Origin of the sequence: Flavobacterium denitrificans DSM 15936 (assembly GCF_000425445.1) — a bacterium.
GTDB classification, from domain to species: domain Bacteria; phylum Bacteroidota; class Bacteroidia; order Flavobacteriales; family Flavobacteriaceae; genus Flavobacterium; species Flavobacterium denitrificans.
The window spans coordinates 168,980-194,506 of the sequence record NZ_AUDL01000012.1 but is presented as its reverse complement, the minus strand read 5'-3'; the positions used below and the strand labels follow the sequence as shown (position 1 = coordinate 194,506).

Here is a 25,527-nt window from a genome sequence, read left to right as displayed (position 1 = left end):
TTAATACAAAGATAATGTACCTTTGCAGCGTAAAAAAAAATTGCCATGAAGGACATCGAACAGATATACCGCAACGATTTTGGAATTTCATTTTATTGGAAAGAAGGCAACGAAATTGTATCAGATAAAATTCAGCTTCTTTTTAAACAAATGGGATTTTATTTTTCAGTTCAGGAATTAAATGAATTTCACGATTTAATCGAAGACTGCGTAATGGATCAAAATACTGACGATATGTATAGTACAAAACGCGTCTTTGATAAGTTTTTATTGAAAACACCTTACGTTGCATTAGATTTAGAAATATCACCTATGGAATTAGATTCTATAAAAGACTTGGTTGATGGTTCATTGTTTCGACTTCATCTTAACGAATATGTTTTTGGTTCTGGAATGAATTAGAATTTAACTTTATAATTACATAGCCTTCAGTTTTAATAGGAGGTTTTTTTGCCAAAAATTTCACTAAAACTTAGATTATACACATCATAAGTACTCTTTTTCAATATTTTATAATTTATTTTAAATGTTAAAATTTGAATAAAAGAGAATTCAATTTTAATCTTATTTCATTTCTTTATTTAAAAAATAACTGCAAATGAGATATAATACTACTCTATTTTTCATCTTTTTATCTTTCGGAATTTTTGCTCAGGAATCAACAATTTCAGGAAAACTAAAAAGTACACGAAACAACGAAGAACTCGATTATGTAAATATCGGAATTGCAAATAAAAATGTGGGAACGGTCTCAAATTCCAAAGGGGTCTTCAAATTAAAATTAAATGAAAAAGTAATTCCAAACGATACTATCGTATTTTCTCATATTGGTTTTGAAACAAAAAAAATACTCGTTAGCCAACTAAAAGATTCAAATAACACTATTGAAATGACTCCTTCTGAAAACACATTGAAAGAAGTTGTTGTTTCGTTTAAAAAACCGAAACCCAAACAATATGGAAGAAGTTCAAAAGGTTTAGGGCTAATGCATTCTAATTTTTTCTATGCTTTTGATAAAACTGTCGATGATTATTTGAGCCGCGAAAGAGGAATGCAATTTAGAATCAAAAAAGACTGTATAGTAGAGAATTTAAATTTCAACATTACTACAAACGAATTTAAATCGGTAAAATTCAGATTGAACTTTTATAAGGTTGAAAATGATCTACCTACTAAAATCTTAATTGAAAAAGACATTATTTTTGAAGTAAAAGACAACAAACTTGGTTTATTTACAGTTGATTTAAAACCCTTTGATATTTATCTTGATAAAGAAATGGGAGATATTGCAGTTACAATTCAATGGATTGAAAGTATAAAAACCGATGCAAAAAGTAAATTCTTTTCCATTTCAACCGCGGCATCAGCAACTGAAAAGAGTTTTTACAGAGAACGAAACATGGCCAATTGGAGCAAAAGTGGACAAAGTTTGACATTTTACCTCAACACAATGTGCCAGTGAAATGAAAAAATTTATTCTTTTTTATGATTTTTTTATTTAGAATTAATATAAATAATATTTATATTTGTTGAAATAAAAGGATTTACGATGAGAGAAATAGAACAAATTTATCATAACAATTTTGGAATAGCTTTTTACTGGAAACAAAACAGTCAGACTATTCATGACAAAGTGCAATTGGTTTTTAAAGAAACTGGTTTCTATTTTACCATACCAGAATTGAATCATTTTTGTGATTTAATCGAAGATAGCTTAATCGAAAATGCTTGTTGCGAAGCTTGTGAAATGAAATATTCTTGCCATAAATTTTTATTGAAAACACCATGTAATTCAATAGATTTAGCAGTAAATATGACCGAATTGAAGTCAATAAAAGATTTGGTTGAAGGTTCATTGTTCAAAATTGAATTAGATGAGTATATTTACGGATCAGGCATGAATTAAGAATTATTCTAAATTTTTTAACATCATTTTTTCATTATTGAAATATATTTTGATTTGATTCAAAAAAAAGTATATTTACGGCAATGAAAAAAATGCGTTTACTTTTTGCCCTTATACTTTTGGCGGTATGTTTTACAAACTGCAAAAATTCGTCTGATGACTATATTGACCCACGCGGAACTGATTATGCTGGATCTGAAAGCTGTATTCAGTGTCATCAAACGCAATATAATATGGCTTTGAAAAGCTCTCACTTTAAAGCCACAGCACCTGCAAGCGAAGGAAATGTTTTAGGAGATTTTGACAAAGGTGACCACACTTTTATCTATGACAAAAACACCAAGTTAGTCATGGAAAAACGTGGCGACAATCTTTTTCAGGTTTTATACAAAAACGGAAAAGAGGTCGATGCACACCGATTTGATATTGTTTTTGGAATCAAACACGCGCAGACTTCCGTTTATTGGAAAAACAACAACACTTACGAACTTCCTCTTTCCTACTATAGTTCCATTCACAATTGGGCAACAAGTCCAGGATTTCCTGCTGACAAGCCTTATTTTGACCGAATGGTTGTTAAAGATTGTTATTCTTGTCATGCGTCAAATGCGAGCAGCAGAATGGTAAATCAAAACTCTCAGGAAAGAAATATGATGTCAATGGATGTTGAGGACATTATTGACAAAAGAACAATCGTTTACGGAATTGATTGCGAACGCTGCCATGGTCCAGCAAAAAAACACGTTGAATTTCATTTAAAAAACCCAAATATAAAAGTGGCTAACAGCATAACAAGCATTAAAGGGCTAAACAGACAACAACGATTAGACGCTTGTGCGTTATGTCACGCCGGTAATGACGGAATGAAAATGAAATCGCGTTTTGATTTTAAACCAGGTGATAATTTATCCGATTTTTACAGAAACACAAGAAGCATTACTGATACAGCAAAATTTGATGTTCACGGAAATCAATTCCGCTTGATGGCACAAAGCAAATGCTTCATTAAAAGCGAAAAAATGGATTGCATTACGTGCCATAATCCACATGAAAATGCATCAAATAACATGGCTTCATACTCGAAAATCTGCATGAGCTGTCATCAAGGGCTGAAGCACGATGAAAAGACTCAAAAAATAATGCCTGAAAAACTAATGGCATCTAATTGTGTAGAATGCCATATGCCGAAAAAATCATCAAATTATATTAAATTTCAGCTTTCAGACAGCAAACAGCTTTCAGAATATATTTTGCGAACGCATAAAATTGGAATATATCCAGCAAATGCAAAATAAAAGTTTTGTTTATTTTTTTGACAAATAAGTAGTATTCGCCTTTCCAGCTTTTGCCTTCGACTTTTGACTTTTGACTTTCGACTTTTGACTTTCGACTAACTTATTTTTCGAATTTTTTAAGCTCAAAATTCTCGCCGTCAAATACACCGTAAGTAAAATAACCAATCCAGTCGCCAAGATTCACATAGTTAGAATCTTCTCCAACCGGAATAATCATTGGCAAATGACGATGTCCAAAAATAAAGTAATTATAATGTTTGGTTTCGAGTTTTCGCTTAGCGTATAAAACAAGCCATTCGTTTTCTTCACCTAGAAACTTTACATCTTCGTCACCAGAAATCAGTTTGTTTTTAACTGACAAATATTGTGCTAAACTAACTCCAACATCAGGATGAAGCCAGCGGAAAAGCCATTTTGAAAACGGATTTGTAAATACCTTTTTCATTCTTTTATAGCCTTTGTCTCCCGGCCCTTTCCCATCGCCGTGGCCAATTAAAAAGGTTTTTCCGTTAAAAGTAAATTCTTTGTTATCATGATAAACCGGAATATTCAATTCGGTTTCAAAATAATCATTCATCCACAAATCATGGTTTCCAACGAAAAAGTAAATCGGAATACCGCTGTCGCGAATTTCTGCTAATTTTCCTAAAATACGCACAAATCCTTTTGGAACAACCGTCTTATATTCGAACCAAAAATCAAATAAATCACCAAGTAAAAAAATAGCTTCAGCATCTTCTTTAACCTCATCAAGCCAAGCCACGAATTTTTTTTCACGTGGCAAACTCAATTCAGGAGTTGGCGCACCAAAATGCTGATCTGAGGCAAAATATATTTTTTTCATGAGAGAAGTTAAGAGTTATTTGTTAGGCGTTATGGGTTGTAAATTGGCAGCTAGAAGTTATCCGTTTCGACGTCTAACTCTTAACATTTAATTTATAATCTTTTTACTAATTATCAGAAGCGTACCATTCAGCAAATGAAGATTCTGTTTCTTGAAGTTTTAAAGAAAATAAAGAAATTCCGGCTGGAAGTCTTGCGATAATTCGTTCTGCAAAATCAACTACCATATTTTCGCTTGTTGGCTGATAATCTACCAATATAACGTGATGTCCGCGATTTTTTAATTCTGCTGCCAATTCAACGTGAGGAGTTGTTTGGTTAAAAACAGTCGCGTGGTCAAATTGATCGACGATTTCTTCTTTTACAATTTTCTTTAGATCAGAAAAATCAATTACCATTCCGAATTTCACATTCGATCGATCCGTAATTGGCGAACCAATAACGGTTACCGACAATTTATAACTGTGTCCGTGAACGTTTTTGCATTTTCCGTCATAACCGTACAAAGCATGGCCGGTTTCGAAACTAAATTGTTTTGTAATTCTGATATTACTCATCGATGTTTAATTTTAAGCTTGCAAATTTACAAATTAATAACCGTTTTCGTCTCTTTTTTTAGCACGCTTATACATCCACAATGCAATTCCGCCCAAAACTAAGAACGGAATAAAAGATCCAATCACAACACCAATCTGATAACCGCTGTCTGGCGCGTTTTTAATTTTCTCTGCAACATCAACTTTTTGCAGTAAGGAAATAATATGCATATTCAAAAATTTGATTTAAACACATAGAAACATAGGTTTTTCTTTCTGGAAAGACACTTGAAAGAAACTAGTTTCTAACACATAGTCCCGAAGCTTCGGGATTTTTTAATGCAAGTGAAACGCCTTTTTTTGCAGTTTCAAAAGCTATGTCTCTATGTGTTTAAAATTATTAATATTTCTTATTTTTTGAACTGAAGCAAAGCATTTCGGCTAAAATCAGATAAAACCAGTTTTCCGGTAATTTTAGCGCGCTCAATTAATATCGATTCCCATTGCTCCGTTCCTTCCCAAATGATTTTTTTCATTTCAAACAAAGCTTCTGGATTATACGAACTTAGTTTTTGAGCAAAACTTGAAACTTCTGCATCCAATTCTTCCAAATTATGAAGCGATGCATAAAGTCCGTTTTGAAGTGCCCATACTGCCGATTTCCATTCATGCGCTGCCAAAGTCATTTCGGTCATCGCTCTTTTTCCAATTTTACGCGAAACAGCCGGTTCAATCACAAACGGCCCAATTCCGATAGCCAATTCCGATAATTTTACAGCACTTTCCGGTGTTGCAAAAACATAATCACAGGCCGAAATAATCCCGACACCTCCCCCAACAGCTTTTCCTTGAACGCGACCAATAATTAATTTATTGCAATTTCGCATCGCATTCAGCAAATGAGCAAAACCAGAGAAAAACTCCGTTCCCTGCTCTTCATTTTCAACCTGTAAAAGTTCGTCGAACGAAGCTCCTGAACAAAAAACTCTGTTACCCTCACTTTTTAAAATAATAACCGAAACATTTTCATTTCGGCTTAACAAATTAATTTCAGCCGTAAGGTGATCCAGCAATTGACGTGGAAAAGAATTACTCGCAGGATGACCAAATTGAACGGTGGCAATAGTATTTTGAAAAGAAGTTTCTAAACTTCCGTTTGCATTTTCTAAACTCATAAAAACAGATTTAAAAGTAAAGTTACGCTTTTGAAAAATAATACTCCAGAAACTCGCCGAAATTTGTTTTTTGAAAATTATTTGACTTTATTTGTTAACTCTTTGGGGGATTAGCTCATTTGGCTAGAGTACTTGCCTGGCAGGCAAGGGGTGACCGGTTCGAATCCGGTATTCTCCACAATATTAAAAACCCTTGTAAAACTAAATTTACAAGGGTTTTGTTTTTCTTTAAATTTCGTAATCTTGTCATTTCGAGGAACGAGAAATCACACTAGAAATTCCGCTCAGTATATTGCCAATCTTTGTCGATTCACTAGTGTGATTTCTCGTTCCTCGAAATGACAAAAAAATCATTATTTCTCATTTGCCGAATCTTCAGCATCAACTCTCTTCTTTTCTGCTTTCTTAAAATCGTTATTCAGCAAGTTTTCTAATTTCTTTTTTTCCTTCAAATTTTTTCTGATTGTCAACACAACCAAAACAACAACCAAGATTGCTACAATGCCTATTATGTTCCAATTAACATCCATAATTTTAAATTTTATACTAAATATAAGCATTTAAACTAAATCACATATTACCAGAATGTTAAGCATTATATCACCTTATAATAATACAAGTTTGCCTTATGATGGTTATTGAGCATTTCAAATAATTACATTTTTACATCCTCACTAAATTCAACAACCATGAAAAAATTAATTTTATTATTTAGTTTTATTATTATAACTGCATGTTCATCTTCAAGTGATGATGACTCTGGAAAAACAAATACAACAGGAGACAGTTTCAATCCGCCAGCGTGGCTTATTGGAACTTGGAAAGATTCAGGTGCGACAACTTATAACTTTACAAAAGATGATATCATTTGTACCGTTAGTGGTAGCAGACTTTCGTTCAAAGATCAAGCAACAAACTTAAAAGATGCAAAAGTTACTTATAGCATCAAGGAAACAAAAACTGACAATACTTACGTAGCAGAGTTTAAATTTTCAGCCGGTACTACAATTTTTAGTTTCACAAAAACAGCTGATAACAAAATGACATCAGATGGATATTTAAGCGGGAATTATACCAAACAATAGTCTTTCTAAATTAAAATTAAAAGCCATATTCCTTAACTGAAATATGGCTTTTATTGTTTTTAAGAAGCAGAAATTTCGTTTTCAAAACACCTTTTGTCCCGCTGTCCACTATATCTTTTCCCTGCTAAAGAAGCAGGAAAAAGGATGCCGTTTCCATCGGGGCTAGACTAGATCTTTTTGTTTTTAGTAGATGTTTTTTTGATTTGGATTAGCGAATTACTTTGTCGGCACGAATTACAAATCCGCGGTATTACCATCCTTACTAATTTTTTAACCTATCAATATAGAAAAAAACTGATGCCCCAAGTAAACTTACAAAAAGAATAAATATTCGAATCGCAACAAGTTTTACATCAGCATACCCTCTGAAAGCTCTAATTTCAAAAGCATCGGTACTGATAAACTGTATCATGCAATAAATAAAAAAAAGTGCAAAAATTAGGGACAATATTTTATATATGTATCGACTCATTTTTTAGTTTATAAATTTTATCTAATTAAAAACCCCATCCTAATAGAACCACAAAAATACCTGTTATTTAAAATAAGTAAGAATCTTTATGTTTTTTTATAAAAAACAATTTGAAGGTATTAATTCAAAAGTTTTTTCGCACTAAATTAATTATTAAGCAATTTCACTACTGTTTTTGAATACTATTTTAAATAAAAAACAAAAATTTAACCTTAAATTGACAATTAATCAATTTTCTGTTTGTACTTTTGCAAAAAATTTGAGCACAATATGAGTTCAAGAAGACCAAAGCACACTCAAATCTTTAAAGAAAAAATAAATATCTGTTTGTTGGATTAAGTATCATTTTTAAATATTTCTGAATTAGTACCCCGAAATTATAAGATAGATAATTCATATTATAGATAAATACCAAAAGAGCCATAACTTTTGTTATGGCCTTTTTTATTAAAAAATCTACTTCAATAAACCCCATCCTGATAGCTCGCTGTCCAATATATTTTTTCTGCTAAAGAAGCAGGAAAAAGGATGCCGTTTCTATCGGGGCTAGATTAGAGAGTTTTTTGTTTCTTTTTAAAAAGAAGTCTACTTAACATCACACCTCTTCTTTTATATATTTTCTATAATACTTAAAAAAGTACACAGGGAAAAATGCCAAAAAAACAGGCACATACATAGAGCCAAAAGATTCATCAAAGTCTAATGGATCTATAATTATAAAAATCAAATAGGCAAAAATTGGAAATATATAATACATTCTTTTTTCATTCTCTTTATCAAAATAAATAAACAAAGAAGAAATAAAAACAATGGCGTAAAAAAACAGATTAACCATAAACACAATCATTTCTTCTTTATATCGTGTATTTCCCTGAAAATGAAAATTGGTAAAGAACACCAATAAAATAAAACCAGTAATTAAATCTGAAATTAAAAACGTTCCCCATTTAGTGGCTCCATAAATAAAGCCGATTAAAAAAGTAAACTCAAAAAAGTATGTTAAAATATTCAATTTATTATAAAATTTATCAATTCTTAAAGAAACAAAACTTTGTCGAGCTTCTTGCAAAGATTTCTCCTTCGTCGAAATGACAATATTATGAAAATCCCTTTATAAAACTCCGTGTATTAATGACTTAGCGACAAAAAATGGTTACCTAATCAAAAACCCCATTCGAATACTTCCATAAAAATACCCAGAATTCGTATCAATTCCAGGATCTTTCAATTCTCTGCCTCGATAAAGAAACGAATATGAAATATTAAATTTATTATGGCGATATTTCAAACCAAATTCGGCGTTGAAACGAAGCGGCTCCAAATCAAAAGTTATTGGACTTGTATTACTGAACATACTTCCTTCAATTGTCGCATCATAAAATTGATAATTCACACTCGGCATGGCGTAAAAATAAAATTCCCGGATTTCGTACTGCGGTTCTGAACTAACAGAAGCGTCATGCAAATTGGAATCATAAATAGGAAGCAATTTTTTGAATCCAATTCGGGTTAGAAATCCTGTGGAAACTCCGTCAAAAATGGTTCCCAAATTAGCTTCGGACTGAAAATGAAGATCTATAAAATCATTGTGTTTACTCGAAAATAATTTCTTCGAATACATAACATGCGCTTGTACCGCAAGAGCATTATGCAACTGATTTTCCCAGCCAAAAACTTTTTTATAACCAATAAGATGATGAAAACTTTCCTGAGTTTCGCGACCAAAAGCATTTGGCCCCATATAACCCAATTGAAAATCTGTTTTTAAAACCGATTCGCTTTGGTAGAAAAAACTGCGTCCGGCTTCTGCAAAAAGATAACCTGTAAATGGTCGATCATTGATGTCGGTCGCTGTTTCGTTGATAAATCTCGGATTATAAATATATTGTCCTAGACGAAATTCGGTTATTTTTTTATTGATTTTTGCGTTTTCGTTTTTAGATAAATAACGAAAAAAAAGTTCCAAACCATTGGTATAATACATGTCATTTTTTGACGATGTATATAAGTCGTTATCCGAAATAAAACCGAATTCTTTTGTATTTCCCTGTCCGAAAACAAAAGTTGTTGCGAGCAGAAAAACCGCAAGAAAAACGTTTTTATTTACCATCGTAATTTAGTTTGCCAACATAACGCATTTCGCGAACAATTCGCTCTTTTCGCCTGTTGATATAACTTGAAGAACCTGTAGCTTTAAATTTTCTCGGATTAGGAAGAATTGCGGCAATTCCCGCAGCTTGCATCGGCGTTAAGCTTGAGGCATCACGTCTGTACCAATGTTCCGTTGCCGCATAAGCGCCATAAACACCATCGCCCATTTCGATACTGTTCAAATACACTTCCATAATTCTTTCCTTGCCCCAAATTATTTCGATCAAAACGGTAAAATAAGCTTCTAAGCCTTTACGCAAATAACTTTTTCCTTGCCATAAAAAAACGTTTTTGGCAGTTTGTTGCGAAATCGTACTTCCACCTCGAATTCGGCGTCCGCGTTCATTGCTTTTATAGGCTTTTTGAAGTGCTTTAAAATCGAAACCATTGTGCGTCAAGAATGTTCCATCTTCACTAGCGATTACCGCTTTTTGAAGATTCTTTGAAATTTTATCAATCGGTTCCCAGTCATGATCGAAATACACTTCTTTTCCTGCCATTTTATTTTCAATGGCACGAATCAGCATCAAAGGTGTAAAGGGTACTGGAACGTATTTAAAGAAAATAACCGACCCAATCGACAAACCAAAAAACCACAACATTGCTTTGATAAAAAACCATTTGACTTTTTCGCCAAACGTACGATTGCTTTTCTTTTTTGCTGCTGGTTTTGTTTTACTTGTTGCCGGCTTTTTTGGTGCTGGTTTTTTGGTTGCTGCCATTATACTAAATCTGCTAATTCTGTTCCTATTAAACTGCCAATCGCCACTCCCATTCCGCCTAAACGCACTCCACAAAACACGTTTTCAGAAAGTTGTGACACGACAGGATTCTTGCTGTTTCCCATTCCCATGATACCGCTCCAACGATGCGCTATCTGAAAATCCTGATTTGGTAAAATTACATTTTTCAGCAAATCTTCCAATTTATTTTGAATAATTTTCGTGTTACCAAATTCGGTTGTAGTTTCTCCTTCAAAATCTAAATTTCGGCCTCCGCCAAATAAAATTCGATCGCCAATATTTCTGAAATAATAATAACCACGATCTAAATGAAACGTGCCTTTGATATCTAAATTGTGAATCGGTTCTGTAATTAAGACCTGCGCTCTAGCCGGTTTTACAGCACCATTTGTCAAAGAACCAGCAAAACCGTTTGTAGCAAAAAGCAGTTTTTTAGTTTTAAAACTGAAATCGTTCAAAACCACTTCGACATGATTTCCTGAATCTTGGTAAGAAGTTACCGTTTGCTGGTTTAAAATTAAAATATCCGCCGAAATTGCTTGCTTTAGTAATTCCTGCATCATATTTCCAGTATCAATCTGTGCTTCAAACGGATTAAAAATCAAATATTCCTGAATGTTTTCGAAACCAAAACGATCCATTTCTTGAGAAAAAACATCGGCCTTGAAAAGCGGTTTTAAAACTTCATTTATAAAAGGAATTTTTGAAATGCATTCATTAAATCCGAGTTCGTCTTCTTTTAAAAATAATTCATATCCGCCGTGAGGCTTGAAATCAATGGCTGAATCTCCTAACCTTTTTCGAAGCAACTGCAAACCTTTCCAACGTTTTTCGATCAAATTCAACACATCATCTTCTGAATGCGTTTTTAAGTCATCCATAATTTCAGAGAGACTCCCAAAACAAGCAAAACCTGCATTTTTTGTACTTGCTCCTTGTGGCAGCATTCCTCTTTCCAAAACCAAAATTTTAGCAACAGGAAATCTTTCGCGCAAGCGCAACGCTGCATGAAGGCCAACTATTCCGCTGCCAACAATGGTGTAATCAACATTTGTAAACCAATTTTTGAGTTCCCAATAACTTAGTTCCATCGATCAAATTTTTATAAAAATAATGATTTTTGTTTCACCATATTAGATATATAAGTTCAGTTAAAAAAATAATTGTGTATTGCATGTCGATGTCAGGCTGAGCGTTCCGTGACTTCGGGAGAAGCCCTGTCGCCGCGCGCCCTTCTCCCGAAGCCTCGGAATCGCACAGGGCGACAATCTCGTAAATCATCTAAAAACTTTAACAGAATTTGGGGTTTGGAATTTAACTAATTGGCCCCGATGCATCGGGATAAATGTTGTATTTTTAGCGCCACAAAAAAATAGAATTTTTATTATGAAAAAAGTATTATTAACAACCTTAATAATGATGAGTTTAAACGCTATCGGGCAGAATGTGATGTCGCCAGAATTGTTATGGAAATTAGGCCGAGTTTCGCCACTTGGACTTTCAAAAGATGAAAAAAATATTGTTTTTAAAGTTTCGACGCCATCTGTAGCAGATAACAAATCGACTTCAAAATTGTACATTATTCCCGTAAACGGAGGTACAGCAACTGAAATTAAAGACACAAAAGATGTTTTGAAAGACAAAAATGTTTCGCCTGACGGAAAATTTATTGTTTACAATGAAGAAGTAAAAATCGAAAAAGTTCATGGAAAAGATTTTTATCCAAGCCTTGACAAATCAGACGCTCAAATTTATGATGGATTAGATTATCGTCATTGGGATACTTGGAATGAAGGCAAATTCAACCACGTTTTTTATAAAGAAAACAAAGACGGCGCTAAAGGAATTGACATTTTAAAAGGCGAGACTTTTGATTCTCCGCAAAAGCCTTTTGGGGGCGACGAAGATTACATTTGGTCTCCTGACGGAAAAAGCATTTTGTACGTATGCAAGAAAAAAGCTGGAACGGACTATGCAATTTCTACCAACACAAATATTTATGAGTACAATTTAGAGACTCAAAAAACAACAAACAGAACTGAAGATAATCTTGGTTACGATACAGCTCCGCAATTTTCTCCAACTGGAAATTTGACTTGGCTGCAAATGAAACGTGACGGTTATGAAGCGGACAAAAATGACATTATTGTTGAGTTCAAAGGAATCAAAACCAATTTGACTGCAAACTGGGACGGAACTGTAGATCATTTTATTTGGAGCAAAGACGGAAAAAATGTATTTTTTGTTGCTGCGGTTGACGGAACAAAACAACTTTTTACAGTTAATTTTCCTGGTTTGACTAAAATGGCAATTAACGTTCGCCAGATTACAAACGGAGATTTTGATGTTAACGACTTAGTTGGTTTTTCTGGTGATGATATCATTGTCACGAGAACAGACATGAATCATGCAGCTGAGATTTATTCTTATAATTTGAAGAAAAACACTTGGAAACAAATTTCAAATGTAAATACTGATATTTATAAAACATTGACGCCAAGCAAAACTGAAAGACGTTACGTTACTACAACTGATGGCAAAAAAATGTTGGTTTGGGTTATTCTTCCACCAAATTTTGATGCCTCAAAAAAATATCCAACCTTATTATATTGCCAAGGTGGGCCACAAAGCGCATTGACACAATCGTATTCTTATCGTTGGAATTTCTCATTAATGGCTGCTAAAGGTTATGTAGTGGTTGCGCCAAATCGTCGTGGAATGCCTGGACATGGTGTTGCGTGGAACGAACAAATCAGTAAAGATTGGGGCGGACAAGTTATGGACGATTACCTTTCTGCGATTGATGATGTAGCGAAAGAAAGCTATGTTGACAAAAGCCGTTTAGGATGTGTTGGTGCAAGTTACGGAGGATATTCAGTATTTTATTTAGCTGGAATCCACAAAAACCGTTTCAAGACTTTTATCGCGCACGACGGAGTTTTCAATACTGTTTCAATGTTAGGAACAACAGAAGAGGTTTTCTTCAATAATTGGGATTTCGGCGGAGCTTATTGGGAAAAAGACAATGCAGTTGCTCAAAAATCGTATACGACTTTTAACCCTGCAACTTTGGTACAAAACTGGAACAAACCAATTTTGATTTTCCAAGGAGGAAAAGATTACCGTGTGCCAATCGGGCAAGGACAAGAAGCTTTTCAAGCAGCTCAGTTAAGAGGAATAAAAAGCCGATTTGTTTATTTCCCAGATGAAAATCACTGGGTTTTAAAACCTCAAAATGCTCAAGTTTGGCAAAATGAATTTTTTAAATGGTTAAACGAAACGCTTTAATTTAATCATAAAAATCAAAAACAGCCTCAGAATTATTTACATAATCTGAGGCTGTTTTCATTTTGCAAGATTTGAATTATGTAACACTTTCGGCCGAATTTCCCTTTTAAAAACAGATTTTTTTAAATAAATTGCAGTGAATTCCAATTTTTAAAAACCAAATCTCAACAACATTATTTTCATGGAGAGCAAAAAAAGTTACACCGCCATTAAAGTGCTTTTTAGCTATGTTGCCTTATTGGCATTGGTCGTAACGGTAGGTTGGTTTTTATATTCTGAAAATGTTGTTTACAACAAATTGGAAGACAAAATTGCATTTGAAAAAACCAAAATCCTGAGAGTCAGCAAACTTTTCTCGAATGTTTATAAAACTGAAAGTTTGGCGCGAAAAACAATTCAAACAAACTCAGATAAAGACTTTAAAAGCTATGTAATTGAAAGTGATTCTTTGCGTGCACGAATCGACACCTTAAAACAAATTGTTACTACTGACTATCAAAAAGTCCTTCTTGATAGTGTGACATATTTATTGGCAGAAAAAACCAAAAACATTCAGCAACTTAAAACCATCAAAAACAAAGCTGATGATGAAGTTTCGGTAAACACGGCAATTGATGAAATTACCAAAATGGAGTTCAAGCTTCGAAAATTAGAACTTCAGGATTTCACTAAAAATCCAAATCAGCTTGGTGCGTATCAAAAAAATGTACTTCAAAAATATGTTGATTATCTTAATCAAAATATTCCGGATGACAGTACCAATACGTTGAGCAAACAAGCTTCGGATTCGATTTTGGCCAATTCTAAAAAACTACTGAGCTCTGTAAAATTAAGAGCCGAAAAGAAAAAAGAATCATTGAATTTTGAGGAGAATAAATTACTGAAAAATGAGATTGCAATATCAGAACAACTCCGAAAAGTACTTCGAATTATTGAGCGCGAAATCATCATCAACTCGATAAAAAACAATTCATTAAAAGAAAAATCGCTTAAAAAAGTCAATGAAATCGTAACGGCTTCGGCGATTATTGGTTTGGTGTTAACTATTTTCTTTTCCATTTTGATTGTTAGCGATTATTCAAAATCACAGTTATATAAAAAGCAGCTTGAAATAGCGAATTTCAAAACAAAGAATCTCTTAAAAAGTCGGGAACAACTAATTTCGACCGTAAGTCATGATTTGAAAACGCCGTTGAGTACGATTGTGGGTTATTCTGAGCTTTTAGGCAATTCGGATGTCAACACTAAGCAGTCATATTTCATCAAAAACATCAAAAATTCATCGGAATATATTACGCAATTAGTTCAGGATTTATTAGACTTTTCGCAAATCGAAGCTGGGAAAATTACGATTGAAAAAGTTCCGTTTTTGTTACCTCAAATTATTGACGAAGTTGCAAAAAGCATTCAAACGGTTTACAAACAAAAAAACATTGATTTAATAATTAATGTTGATGAAAAACTAAACGCAAAAATTGTCGGCGATCCTTTTCGCCTAAAACAAATTTTGACCAACATAATTGGAAATGCTTATAAATTTACTGAAGAAGGCTATATCAGAATCAGTGCGTTTTTAACCGAAAAAGATGGTTTTTTCACCATTACGATTGAAGATACCGGAATTGGAATTGAAAAAGGAAATCAAAAATTAGTCTTTGAAGAATTTGCGCAAGCGAATGAAAACATTGAAAAAAAATATGGTGGAACAGGTTTAGGTCTTTCTATTTGTCAAAAAATCATTTCAATTCTTGGTGGAAGTTTGCAACTCGAAAGTGTTTTTGGACAAGGAAGTACTTTTGAAATTCAACTCCCATTATTATTTGATACTAGCGTAAATACAATTGAAGAAATCAAAAAACCTGTAACTCAAAACCAAAATAGCAGACCACAAACTTTTATCGTTATTGATGACGACATCAATTTGCTGAATTTGACAAGCGGTGTTTTAAGACAGGAAAAACATCAGGTTTTATCTTTCAACAGTGCTGGCAAAGCTTTAGAATCAATTGAGAAAACTGATTTTGATTTTGTAATTACCGACATTCAAATGCCAGAAATGGACGGTTTTATGTTTTTGAAAAAACTTAAAAACACATCATTCTATAAAGATCAGCCCGTAATTGCTTTGACTGGAAGAACAGATTTAGAAGCTTCCGTTTATACAGATGCCGGTTTTACAACGGTAGTTAAAAAACCATACTCTCCGAGAATATTGCTGGAAACAATCAGAATAATTTCCGAAAATGATATTTTGCCAAAAGACATTGCGAATGAAAAAGCAGAAAAACCGATTTCTCGATTATATTCTTTAGATATGCTAAAGGAATTTTTAGCCAATGATAAAAATGCCTTAAATGATGTTTTAAAATCTTTTATAGAAAGTACGAATGAAAATTTAGCGTATTTAAAAAATGCAATCAAAGATGAAAACAATGCTGAAATAAATACAATAGCACATCGTATTGCGCCAATGTTCAAGCAAATTGAAGCAAATGAGATTGCGAGAATCTTAGTGGATTTAGAAAAAAACGATTATGAAATTGCTGAAGTGAAAAATATTTATCTTGATTTAGAATCAAAAATTACTATGCTTTTTAAAATCCTACAGCAAGAAATAGCTTAATCAATATTGTATTGCTTCAATTTATTGTAAAGTGTCTTTCTTGTAATCTTAAGCAATTTTGCAGCCTCAGACTTATTGTTTTGAGTTTTTGACAAGGCATGAATGATGGTTTCTTTTTCATTTTCAGACAAAGAAAAACTTTCCATTGTTTCTGCTGGATTTTGCTTTTGAATCTGAAAAAATTCGGCCGGCAACACTTCGCTTTCAATATAATTTCCACGAGTTAAAAGCGTAGCTCTTTTTACGCAGTTTTGAAGTTCACGCAAGTTTCCAGGCCAATTGTAACTTTGAAAAATAGTCACAACTTCTGGTGAAAATCCAATAATATCTTTATTAAGCTGTTGATTGGCTTTTTCTAGAAAATAATCTGCAAAAACCATCAAATCTTCTGCTCTATCTTTTAACGAAGGAGACAGAATCGAAAACTCATTGATTCTATGGTATAAATCTTCTCTAAAATCGCCGTTTTTAACTGCTTCGCGCAAATCTTCATTTGTTGCAGTAATAATTCGGATATCGACGTTTATTTCCTTATTGCTTCCAACAGGTTTTATTTTTCGCTCCTGAAGCGCTCTCAAAAGCTGGATTTGATTTTCATAAGAAAGATTTCCGATTTCATCTAAGAAAAGCGTCCCGCCATTTGCCGCTTCAAAATACCCCATTTTATCGCTTATTGCACCGGTAAAAGATCCTTTTAAATGTCCAAAGAATTCGCTAGCCGCCAATTCTTTTGGAATTGCGCCACAATCAACAGCAATAAAATTATTCTTTTGACGCGTGCTTTGTTGATGAATGCTTTTGGCTATAATTTCTTTTCCCGTTCCACTTTCGCCAATAATCAAAACCGACATATCTGTTGGGCTTACCAATTGAATATGATCTAACAATTTTCTTGAAGCGACAGAAATTCCTTTTACAAATTCATTTTCAGAAGAAACTTGTTTTTTAGCCGGTTTCTTATCTTTAGAAACAATTTCTTCAGCTTCGTTATTATTTTGCAGGGCATTTGTAATTACCAACAAAACCTCATCAGGATTGAATGGTTTCGAAATATAATCAGCTGCACCATTTTTGATCGCTTTTACGGCTGTGTTGACATCAGAGTAGCCTGTCATCATAATAACAGGAATGTGTGGATGAGAGCTTTTAAACTCTGTCATTAGCCCAATGCCATCAGAATCTGGCAAACGAAGATCTGTCAAAATCAAATCAAACGATTCGTTTTTGATTGCTGATCTTGCTTCTGCTGCAGAGAAAGCTATAGTTACATCGTATGCTTTTTTTATTAGAAACTTCTCTAATAATTTACAAAACGAAATATCATCTTCTATCAATAATATTTTTGACATCTGTTTTTAAGGACTTTTTTTGCTAAAATAATACTATTAAAGTTGTATTTTCACAAAATTATGCAAAAAAAAAGAGACTGCTATAAGCAATCTCTTTTTCACCAAAAACATAAATCTAATTCACCTAATTATATTTATAATATATTTATTATATTTTCAGCCAATTGCCATTGACATCTGAATAAACAGTAGCCTTTTGGTCCTTAACTGATATTTCTAATTTGTATTCTTTTTTCTCGTTTACATAAGCTTTTTCCAATTTTGCATTTGGATAAGCCGTTTGTAGAGCAGTTTTGACAGCCGCCGGAACAGCGTCTGTAGCTACTTCTGTATATTCTGTTTGAACTGAAACTGACATTGCTGTTTTATTTGGAGTAGTTGTAGCATTTGCAGGAACAGACAAACTTGCTAGAATAACAACTGCTGCTAGGGCTAACTTTTTCATATTGCTCAAGATTTAGAATTATTTTTTAATGATGTTTCCAGAAGCATCTGTAAAAACAGTATACTTTTTATCGCCACTAGAAATTTCTAGTTTGTATTCATTCTTTTCATTTTTATATGCCTTTTCAAGCTTTGTATTTGGAAAAGATTTCTCAATCGTTGATTTTACAGCAGCAGGAACAGCGTCTGCGCCAATTTCAGTAAATTCATTTTGAACATTAACTGATTGTACCATTTCATTTGTTACTGCAACATTTGTTGCCTGCATTGACAAAGCTCCCAAAAGAACTGCTGCCGATAAGATTAACTTTTTCATAGTGGGGATAATTTATTAGTTACTTTTTAAGAATGTTTCCTTGGGCATCTGTGTAAACTATTGATTTTACATCACGAACGATAATTTCGATTTTGTACTCTTTTTTATCGTTTACGTAAGCTTTTTCAAGTTTTACACCAGGATAAGCATTATCCAAAGCCGTTTTAATAGCTGCCGGAACAGCATCAACTTCTTTATACTCATCTTGAAATTTTACTAATTCTGTTGTTGATCCAACAACAATTGGCGCGGCTTGTATTGACAGTCCTCCTAAAAGGATAGCTGCCGATAATAATATCTTTTTCATAATGAAAGTTTTTTAGTTAGTGATTATTTTTTAACCCAAGATCCATCAGCGTTAGCATACAAAGAACCAACTTTGTCACCTACTGTAATCTCCAATTTATATTGAGAAGCAGCATTTTTGTATGCTTTATTTAAAACTGCATCTGGATACGCTTTTTTAAGTGCATTTGTTACAGCAGTTGGAACTTCTTCGTTTTTAATTTCTGTAAATTCATCTTGGATAGAAACTGATTTTACGGTTGTATTCACGATTGGTGAAGTTGAAGCGAATGATGTTAAACTTCCCAAAACGATTGCGGCTGATATAAATAATTTTTTCATGATAGTAGTTTTAAATAGTATTAATAATTTGATTGGAACAAAAAGGGATTATTTTTTAATCCAAGTTCCGTCTGCATTAGCATAAAGAGATCCTACTTTATCTCCTACTGCTACTTCTAGTTTATATTGTGATGCAGTATTTTTGTAGGCTTTGTTCAAAACTGCATCTGGATATGCTTTTTTAAGAGCATCTGTAACTGCAGAAGGAACTTCTTCTAATTTAATTTCTGTATATTCATCTTGAATAGAAATTGTTTTTACGATTGTATTTTCGATTGGCGAAGTTGAAGCAAATGATGTTAAACTTCCCAAAACGATTGCGGCTGATAAGAATAAATTTTTCATAGTGTGTATATTTAAGAGTTAATTAATTTTATTTAGCGTTGTTCAAACTTATTTTTGAATCCAGCTACCGTCAGCGTTAGCAAAAAGATTTCCTGTTTTTTCACCAACAGTAACATCTAATTTGTATTCAGATTTTGCATTTTTGTATGCTTTTGTAAGCACTGCATTTGGAAATGTTTTTTTTAACGCCTCTGTTATTGGAGCTGGTAATTCTTCTAATTTGATTTCGGTATATTCATCTTGAATAGAAATCGTTTTTATAATAGAATCTTCAAGTGAAGAATTTGCTGCGAATGAAGTTAAACCTCCCAAAACAATAGCGGCTGATAAGAATAGCTTTTTCATAAATGTATATTTTAATTTTGTTTGTAGTTGTTTACGCTTTAGATAATGAAATTATTATGCCGTAAACCACAAATCGCACTCTGCACCACTCAAACCCTTAAAAACAAAGGAATTATGACCATTATGCCAAAAAATAGCATTTCTAAAAAAGTGTGTAATTTATTTAATTAGTGTGTAATTTTTATACACTTTTAGTGTTTCCTAATGCATTAAAACAACAAAACCCAACAAGACACAAAACTTGTTGGGTTGCGATAATACAAAAAAGGCTGCCGAAATCGGCAGCCTTTAAAATTATTCTGGACTATTCATTTTGAATGTTTCCATAAAAGCAGTTGTATAATCTCCTTCTATGTATTTCGGATCATCCATTAATTGTCTGTGGAAAGGTATTGTAGTTTTCACACCTTCAATCACGAATTCATCAAGAGCTCTTCTCATTTTACTGATAGCTTCTTCACGAGATTGTGCAGTTGTAATCAACTTAGCAATCATAGAATCGTAGTTTGGCGGAATACTGTAACCAGAATAAACGTGAGTATCTAAACGAACTCCGTGTCCTCCTGGCATATGAAGTGTAGTGATTTTTCCTGGTGAAGGACGAAAATCGTTATAAGGATCTTCAGCATTAATACGAACCTCGATAGCGTGCAATTGTGGCAAGTAATTTTTTCCTGAGATCGGAATACCAGCCGCTACCATAATTTGCTCGCGAATCAAATCGTAATCAATTACTTGTTCTGTAATTGGGTGCTCAACTTGAATACGAGTATTCATTTCCATGAAGTAGAAATTTCTGTGTTTATCAACCAAGAATTCTACAGTTCCAGCTCCTTCGTATTTAATGAATTCAGCCGCTTTTACAGCAGCCTCTCCCATTCTTGTACGAAGTTCGTCTGTCATGAAAGGTGAAGGTGTTTCTTCAGTAAGTTTTTGGTGACGACGTTGAACTGAACAATCTCTTTCAGAAAGGTGACATGCTTTTCCGTAAGAATCTCCAACAACTTGAATTTCGATATGACGTGGCTCTTCAATAAGTTTCTCCATGTACATTCCGTCATTTCCAAATGCCGCAGCAGCTTCTTGACGTGCGCTTTCCCAAGCTTTTAAAAGATCTTCTTCTTTCCAGATGGCACGCATTCCTTTTCCACCACCACCAGCAGTAGCTTTCATCATCACTGGATAGCCAATTTCTTTGGCAATTTTTTGTGCATGCTCATAAGATTCTAACAATCCGTCTGAACCTGGCACACAAGGAACTCCTGCCGCTTTCATTGTAGCTTTTGCAGAAGCTTTATCTCCCATTCTATCGATCATTTCAGGAGCAGCACCAATAAATTTGATTCCGTGCTCTTGACAAATTTTTGAGAATTTAGCATTCTCAGAAAGGAAACCGTATCCTGGGTGTATTGCATCTGCATTTGTAATTTCTGCAGCGGCAATGATATTTGACATTTTTAAGTACGATAAATTACTTGGCGGGGGACCAATACAAACCGCTTCATCAGCAAACTTAACATGCAAGCTTTCTGCATCGGCAGTAGAGTAAACGGCAACCGTCTTAATTCCCATTTCCTTACATGTACGAATTACACGAAGTGCAATTTCTCCTCTATTCGCAATTAATATTTTTTTAAACATCTTATTTTAATTAGATAATTAGACAATTTGATAATTAGATAATTTTAGATGATTTAAAAAAAATTGAACCATTCTAAAATCTAAAATCTAAAATCTAAATTTATTTATGATGGATCTACTAAGAATAAAGGTTGATCAAATTCAACTGGAGACATGTCGTCAACAAGAATTTTAACAATTTTTCCTGACACTTCAGATTCGATTTCGTTGAATAATTTCATTGCTTCAATTACACAAAGAACATCTCCTTTAGATACTGTGCTTCCTACTTCAGTGAAAACTGGTTTGTCTGGAGATGGTTTTCTATAGAATGTTCCAATGATTGGAGATTTTATAGTAACATATTTAGAATCGTTAGCAGCTGGAGCTTCTGGAGTTACATTTACAACAACTGGTGCGGCAACTTGTGGAGCAGCAGCTTGTGGCAATGCAGCTTGAGCTGGCAATTGCTGTACATAAGTAGCCTCAGTAACATTTGTTTCTAAAGTTGTTCTGATAGTGATTTTTACATCATCCATTTCTAACTTTACTTCAGCAACTCCCGAATTTGCTACAAATTTGATTAGGTTTTGAATTTCTTTTAAATCCATAATGATTCGTTTTTAGTTTTAATTTATTTCTTATCGTAAGCCCACTTTAAATAGATAGATCCCCAAGTGAATCCACCACCAAAAGCAGCAAAGATGACATTATCTCCTTTTTTAAGCTTGCCTTCAAAATCAGCTAATACTAATGGTAAAGTTCCAGAAGTAGTATTACCGTATCTTTCAATGTTTACTAAAACTTTAGAATCTTCTAATTCTAATCTTCCAGCTGTAGCATCAATGATACGTTTATTGGCTTGATGTGGTACCAACCAGTCAACATCTTGATTTGTCAAATTGTTTCTTTGTAAAATCAATTCGCTGGCATCTGCCATATTTGTAACAGCATATTTGAAAACAGTTTTACCATCTTGCATAATATTGTGCTGTCTGTTTTTTACAGTTTCTTCTGTTGGCGGTATCAAAGAACCTCCTGCAGGAATTTTAAGAAAATCACGCCCAACACCATCACTTCTTAAATATTCGTCCTGTAGACCTAAACCTTCATAATTTGGTTCGAACAAAACGGCTCCTGCTCCATCACCAAAGATGATACAAGTTGCTCTATCAGTATAATCTACAATTGATGACATTTTATCTGCACCAATTAAAAGTACTTTTTTGTAACGTCCTGACTGCACATAAGCCGCAGCAGTTGACATTCCGTATAAGAAACTTGAACATGCCGCTTGCAAATCGTATGAAAATGCATTTGTTGCTCCAATTTCTGTAGCAACATAAACTCCTGTAGAAGCCACCATCATATCTGGTGTTGCTGTTGCCATTATAACCATATCAATCTCTAATGGATCAATATTTGCTTTTGCAATTAAATCCTGTGCTGCTTTTATTGCAAGGTAAGATGTCCCTTTATCAGCATCTTTAAGAATTCTTCTTTCTTTAATTCCGGTACGAGTGGTAATCCACTCGTCATTGGTTTCAACCATTGTTTCAAGAACTTTGTTTGAAAGTACAAAGTCAGGAACGTATCCTCCAACAGCGGTAATTGCGGCTGTGATTGTATTCATTATATTCTATTATTTCCTTTCAAATACAGGGTATTTGAAAAATTTTTAAAAGACTTGAAAATTACAAAAAAAAACGAAACGATTTTGTGTGTATTTTCCCAAAAAACGAAAATTATAACCAACAAAAAAAACTCTCACTATGTGAGAGTTCTAGTATAATTTACAAAAACGTATTAAGCAACCGCTTCAGATTTATCGATAACAACTTGCCCTCTGTAGTACATTTTACCTTCATGCCAGTAAGCTCTGTGGTATAAATGTGCCTCACCTGTAATAGGACATGTAGCGATTTGAGCTACAGTAGCTTTATAATGTGTTCTTCTCTTATCTCTTCTTGTTTTCGAGGTTTTTCTCTTAGGATGTGCCATTTTACTATATTATTTATCCGTTAATAGTTTCTTTAATTTTTCCCAACGCGGGTCAATATCTTCTTCTTTGTTACTCTCTTCCTTTTGTTCTTTTACACTTAATTCATTCAGTTTTGCTAAAGCTTCTGTTTGCAGACTTCCGTCTTTAACACCTGGATGAATTCTTTTTTGAGGGACAGAAAGCGCGATCATTTCATAAATATATTGCGCCACATCAATCTCATGCTCACCATGTGGTAAAATCAACAACTCTTCATTATCATCATTGAATTCTTCTCCAAAACGAACAATCAACTTCATTTTCCCTTTTATAGGTAAATCAAAATCTTCGCCTGTTACATCACAAGGCACATTTACAGTTCCTTTATGTTTGAATTCTAACTCTAACATATTACTTTTTTTTTCAAAAAGTAAATTGACTTTAATATCTGAACTTTGAAACTCATCGTAATCAAAGTTCTTAAAGAACGTGTTATTTATTTGATACTCAAAATGGTGTTTTCCTAGTTTTAACCCTACGAAAGGAATTAAAAATTCTTTTGTTTTGCTCATTTCAACATCAATTTGATCAATTCCAATCTGTAAACAGATATCCGAATTGGGGTGCAAAGATATAAAATTATTACAAATCTAATAATCTTATTCACCTTTTTTTGTTTATAACTGTTTTTCTTTTATTTTTAGAGGTTTTTGGCTAATCTCCTCATACTGATTACGCGAGCGAAAAATATCGATCGCAAGATAAACCGCTTCTTTAAACGAATTAAAATCTGCCATATCTTTTCCAGCAATATCATAGGCAGTACCGTGATCTGGTGAGGTCCTTACTTTATTTAGACCTGCTGTATAATTTACTCCTTTTCCAAAAGACAATGTTTTAAAAGGAATCAATCCCTGATCATGATATGTTGCCACAATTGCGTCATATTTTTCATACTGACCGCTTCCAAAAAAACCATCAGCCGGAAATGGGCCAAAAACCATTGTACCTGCATCAAATAATTTTTTCAAAACAGGCCTCAAAACCAAATCATCTTCTTTTCCAATAACGCCGCCATCACCAGCATGCGGATTTAATCCTAAAACTGCAATTTTCGGCTTCACAATACTAAAATCCTGAATCAATGATTTTCTTATTGTCTCAATTTTTCTTGTAATTAATTCTTCTGTCAAATGCGACGACACTTCATTTAAAGGCACATGATCTGTCAATAAACCTACTCTTAAATTATCCTGCACCATCATCATAAGCGCATTTCCTTCTAATTCTTGATCCAAATAATCGGTATGCCCAGGAAATTTAAATTCTTCTGACTGAATATTGTATTTATTAATTGGCGCCGTAACCAAAACATCAATCAAACCATCTTTCAAAGCTTTTGTTGCCGCTACAAAAGATTTAATTGCGTATTCGCCGATTTTTTCATCATTTTTCCCAAGATTAATATCTACGCCTTCTTTCCAAAGATTGAAAACATTCACTTTTCCTGGCAAAACTTGCTCTAATTTATCTACACCATGAAATTGAACCGAAGATGTAAAGCTCTTTTTTACAAAAGACAATATTTTGGCATTTGCAAAAACAACTGGCGTACACAACTCCAGCATACGAGAATCCTCGAATGTTTTCAATATAACTTCGCTTCCAATACCGTTTAAATCTCCAACTGAAATTCCAACAATTATATTTTCTGCTTTTTTATTCATGAGCTCAGCTTATTTATTACTAATTTTGATGTGCAAATTTAGTAAAATAAAACAACAATGTTCACAGGAATTATAGAAACCCTAGGAAGGGTTCATGAAATACAAAAAGACCAAAGCAATCTTCACATCACTATTGATTCATCTATTACTAATGAATTAAAAATTGACCAAAGTGTCTCTCATAACGGAATCTGCTTAACGGTTGTTGCTATAAAGGATTCGCTTTATACGGTAACAGCAATTGACGAAACTATTTTAAAAACCAATATTGGAGATTGGAAAACCGGAGATATTGTAAATTTAGAAAGAGGAATGAAACTTGGTGACCGACTTGATGGACATATTGTTCAAGGGCACGTAGATCAAACCGGAACTTGCATCAAAATTGAAGAAGCAAATGGAAGTTGGAATTACACTTTTGAATACGACAAAAATTTAAACAACATCACAATCGAAAAAGGCTCTATTACAGTAAACGGAGTAAGCCTTACTGTTGTAAATTCAAAAACAAATGAATTTAGCGTTTCGATAATCCCTTACACTTTTGAACATACTAATTTTAAAGATTTCAGAATAGGAACAAAAATAAATTTAGAGTTTGATGTTGTCGGAAAATACATTTCTCGTCTTTACGCCATCAACAAATAAATCGAAAA

At 33.4% G+C, this 25,527-nt stretch carries 30 protein-coding genes and 1 tRNA gene; 9 read left to right on the top strand and 22 right to left on the bottom strand.

Features of this window, described 5'->3' with window-relative positions; translation table 11 throughout:
• The first annotated feature begins 45 nt into the window (after window positions 1-45).
• From H600_RS0108320 to H600_RS0108305, 4 genes are all read left to right on the top strand, one after another.
• A complete protein-coding gene (locus tag H600_RS0108320) occupies window positions 46-402 on the top strand; it encodes a hypothetical protein (protein WP_026728347.1) in 357 nt (118 codons plus the stop codon).
• Between the two features lie 196 nt (window positions 403-598).
• Window positions 599-1,462: a carboxypeptidase-like regulatory domain-containing protein gene (locus H600_RS0108315; protein WP_026728346.1), complete on the top strand. Its 864-nt coding sequence runs from the start codon at window positions 599-601 to the stop codon at window positions 1,460-1,462.
• Between the two features lie 87 nt (window positions 1,463-1,549).
• The gene (locus tag H600_RS0108310; RefSeq protein WP_026728345.1) at window positions 1,550-1,906 is read left to right on the top strand and encodes a hypothetical protein; all 357 of its coding nucleotides are present in this window, start codon (window positions 1,550-1,552) and stop codon (window positions 1,904-1,906) included.
• 83 nt (window positions 1,907-1,989) lie between these two features.
• The gene (locus H600_RS0108305) at window positions 1,990-3,201 is read left to right on the top strand and encodes a cytochrome c3 family protein (RefSeq protein ID WP_026728344.1); all 1,212 of its coding nucleotides are present in this window, start codon (window positions 1,990-1,992) and stop codon (window positions 3,199-3,201) included.
• Between the two features lie 100 nt (window positions 3,202-3,301).
• On the opposite strand, the gene H600_RS0108300 is transcribed toward H600_RS0108305, so the two are convergent.
• From H600_RS0108300 to H600_RS0108285, 4 genes are all read right to left on the bottom strand, one after another.
• The gene (locus H600_RS0108300) at window positions 3,302-4,045 is read right to left on the bottom strand and encodes a UDP-2,3-diacylglucosamine diphosphatase (RefSeq protein ID WP_026728343.1); all 744 of its coding nucleotides are present in this window, start codon (window positions 4,043-4,045) and stop codon (window positions 3,302-3,304) included.
• Between the two features lie 106 nt (window positions 4,046-4,151).
• Window positions 4,152-4,601 (bottom strand): 6-pyruvoyl trahydropterin synthase family protein, encoded by a 450-nt coding sequence (locus H600_RS0108295; protein ID WP_026728342.1) that lies wholly within the window; start codon window positions 4,599-4,601, stop codon window positions 4,152-4,154.
• Window positions 4,602-4,634: 33 nt separating this feature from the next.
• Window positions 4,635-4,811, bottom strand: a complete 177-nt coding sequence (locus tag H600_RS23035) for a hypothetical protein (protein ID WP_167330297.1) — start codon at window positions 4,809-4,811, stop codon at window positions 4,635-4,637.
• A 179-nt stretch (window positions 4,812-4,990) separates the two neighbouring features.
• The gene (locus H600_RS0108285; protein WP_026728340.1) at window positions 4,991-5,755 is read right to left on the bottom strand and encodes an enoyl-CoA hydratase/isomerase family protein; all 765 of its coding nucleotides are present in this window, start codon (window positions 5,753-5,755) and stop codon (window positions 4,991-4,993) included.
• Window positions 5,756-5,859: 104 nt separating this feature from the next.
• On the opposite strand from H600_RS0108285, the gene H600_RS0108280 reads away from it, so the two are divergent.
• Window positions 5,860-5,933: transfer RNA gene (locus H600_RS0108280), tRNA-Ala, on the top strand.
• Window positions 5,934-6,108: 175 nt separating this feature from the next.
• Here H600_RS0108280 and H600_RS23030 read toward each other — a convergent pair.
• Window positions 6,109-6,285 (bottom strand): hypothetical protein, encoded by a 177-nt coding sequence (locus H600_RS23030; RefSeq protein WP_167330300.1) that lies wholly within the window; start codon window positions 6,283-6,285, stop codon window positions 6,109-6,111.
• Window positions 6,286-6,444: 159 nt separating this feature from the next.
• On the opposite strand from H600_RS23030, the gene H600_RS0108270 reads away from it, so the two are divergent.
• Complete coding sequence (locus H600_RS0108270; RefSeq protein WP_026728339.1) at window positions 6,445-6,840, top strand: hypothetical protein; 396 nt, start codon at window positions 6,445-6,447, stop codon at window positions 6,838-6,840.
• Between the two features lie 1,067 nt (window positions 6,841-7,907).
• On the opposite strand, the gene H600_RS0108255 is transcribed toward H600_RS0108270, so the two are convergent.
• The 4 genes from H600_RS0108255 to H600_RS0108240 form a co-directional block, all read right to left on the bottom strand.
• A complete protein-coding gene (locus tag H600_RS0108255; RefSeq protein WP_157509888.1) occupies window positions 7,908-8,324 on the bottom strand; it encodes a hypothetical protein in 417 nt (138 codons plus the stop codon).
• A 141-nt stretch (window positions 8,325-8,465) separates the two neighbouring features.
• Complete coding sequence (locus H600_RS0108250) at window positions 8,466-9,422, bottom strand: lipid A deacylase LpxR family protein (protein ID WP_026728337.1); 957 nt, start codon at window positions 9,420-9,422, stop codon at window positions 8,466-8,468.
• Window positions 9,412-10,185: a monofunctional biosynthetic peptidoglycan transglycosylase gene (gene mtgA, locus H600_RS0108245; protein ID WP_026728336.1), complete on the bottom strand. Its 774-nt coding sequence runs from the start codon at window positions 10,183-10,185 to the stop codon at window positions 9,412-9,414. Before mtgA ends, H600_RS0108250 begins: the two co-directional genes overlap by 11 nt.
• Complete coding sequence (locus tag H600_RS0108240) at window positions 10,185-11,297, bottom strand: NAD(P)/FAD-dependent oxidoreductase (RefSeq protein ID WP_026728335.1); 1,113 nt, start codon at window positions 11,295-11,297, stop codon at window positions 10,185-10,187. Before H600_RS0108240 ends, mtgA begins: the two co-directional genes overlap by 1 nt.
• Before the next feature lie 295 nt (window positions 11,298-11,592).
• On the opposite strand from H600_RS0108240, the gene H600_RS0108235 reads away from it, so the two are divergent.
• Together H600_RS0108235 and H600_RS0108230 are read left to right on the top strand one after the other, a co-directional pair.
• On the top strand, window positions 11,593-13,494 hold the full coding sequence (locus H600_RS0108235) for a S9 family peptidase (RefSeq protein WP_026728334.1): 1,902 nt from the start codon (window positions 11,593-11,595) through the stop codon (window positions 13,492-13,494).
• A gap of 181 nt (window positions 13,495-13,675) precedes the next feature.
• A complete protein-coding gene (locus H600_RS0108230) occupies window positions 13,676-16,117 on the top strand; it encodes an ATP-binding response regulator (RefSeq protein ID WP_026728333.1) in 2,442 nt (813 codons plus the stop codon).
• Here H600_RS0108230 and H600_RS0108225 read toward each other — a convergent pair.
• The 13 genes from H600_RS0108225 to pdxA form a co-directional block, all read right to left on the bottom strand.
• Window positions 16,114-17,466 carry a sigma-54-dependent transcriptional regulator gene (locus H600_RS0108225; RefSeq protein ID WP_026728332.1) on the bottom strand — a complete coding sequence of 451 codons (1,353 nt, stop codon included), beginning with the start codon at window positions 17,464-17,466 and terminating at the stop codon, window positions 16,114-16,116. The two genes, H600_RS0108230 and H600_RS0108225, sit on opposite strands and share 4 nt — an antisense overlap.
• A 148-nt stretch (window positions 17,467-17,614) precedes the next feature.
• A complete protein-coding gene (locus H600_RS0108220) occupies window positions 17,615-17,911 on the bottom strand; it encodes a PepSY-like domain-containing protein (protein WP_026728331.1) in 297 nt (98 codons plus the stop codon).
• Between the two features lie 18 nt (window positions 17,912-17,929).
• Window positions 17,930-18,226, bottom strand: a complete 297-nt coding sequence (locus H600_RS0108215; protein WP_026728330.1) for a PepSY-like domain-containing protein — start codon at window positions 18,224-18,226, stop codon at window positions 17,930-17,932.
• Between the two features lie 19 nt (window positions 18,227-18,245).
• Window positions 18,246-18,533 (bottom strand): hypothetical protein, encoded by a 288-nt coding sequence (locus tag H600_RS0108210; protein ID WP_026728329.1) that lies wholly within the window; start codon window positions 18,531-18,533, stop codon window positions 18,246-18,248.
• Window positions 18,534-18,556: 23 nt separating this feature from the next.
• Complete coding sequence (locus tag H600_RS0108205) at window positions 18,557-18,853, bottom strand: hypothetical protein (protein WP_026728328.1); 297 nt, start codon at window positions 18,851-18,853, stop codon at window positions 18,557-18,559.
• Window positions 18,854-18,901: 48 nt separating this feature from the next.
• Complete coding sequence (locus H600_RS0108200; RefSeq protein WP_026728327.1) at window positions 18,902-19,198, bottom strand: hypothetical protein; 297 nt, start codon at window positions 19,196-19,198, stop codon at window positions 18,902-18,904.
• 48 nt (window positions 19,199-19,246) lie between these two features.
• Window positions 19,247-19,543, bottom strand: a complete 297-nt coding sequence (locus H600_RS0108195; RefSeq protein WP_026728326.1) for a hypothetical protein — start codon at window positions 19,541-19,543, stop codon at window positions 19,247-19,249.
• Between the two features lie 294 nt (window positions 19,544-19,837).
• Window positions 19,838-21,184, bottom strand: coding sequence for an acetyl-CoA carboxylase biotin carboxylase subunit (accC, locus tag H600_RS0108190; RefSeq protein ID WP_026728325.1), 1,347 nt, complete (start codon window positions 21,182-21,184; stop codon window positions 19,838-19,840).
• Between the two features lie 104 nt (window positions 21,185-21,288).
• Window positions 21,289-21,774, bottom strand: a complete 486-nt coding sequence (gene accB / locus H600_RS0108185; RefSeq protein WP_026728324.1) for an acetyl-CoA carboxylase biotin carboxyl carrier protein — start codon at window positions 21,772-21,774, stop codon at window positions 21,289-21,291.
• A 23-nt stretch (window positions 21,775-21,797) separates the two neighbouring features.
• A complete protein-coding gene (locus tag H600_RS0108180) occupies window positions 21,798-22,796 on the bottom strand; it encodes a beta-ketoacyl-ACP synthase III (protein WP_026728323.1) in 999 nt (332 codons plus the stop codon).
• A gap of 173 nt (window positions 22,797-22,969) precedes the next feature.
• Window positions 22,970-23,164 (bottom strand): 50S ribosomal protein L32, encoded by a 195-nt coding sequence (gene rpmF / locus H600_RS0108175; RefSeq protein ID WP_008465217.1) that lies wholly within the window; start codon window positions 23,162-23,164, stop codon window positions 22,970-22,972.
• A gap of 9 nt (window positions 23,165-23,173) precedes the next feature.
• The gene (locus H600_RS0108170) at window positions 23,174-23,716 is read right to left on the bottom strand and encodes a YceD family protein (protein ID WP_026728322.1); all 543 of its coding nucleotides are present in this window, start codon (window positions 23,714-23,716) and stop codon (window positions 23,174-23,176) included.
• Between the two features lie 105 nt (window positions 23,717-23,821).
• Entirely contained in the window at window positions 23,822-24,871 is a 1,050-nt protein-coding gene (pdxA, locus tag H600_RS0108165; RefSeq protein ID WP_026728321.1) for a 4-hydroxythreonine-4-phosphate dehydrogenase PdxA, read from the bottom strand.
• A 57-nt stretch (window positions 24,872-24,928) separates the two neighbouring features.
• Here pdxA and H600_RS0108160 point away from each other — a divergent pair, with 57 nt between their 5' ends.
• Entirely contained in the window at window positions 24,929-25,519 is a 591-nt protein-coding gene (locus H600_RS0108160) for a riboflavin synthase (protein WP_026728320.1), read from the top strand.
• Window positions 25,520-25,527 lie beyond the last annotated feature (8 nt).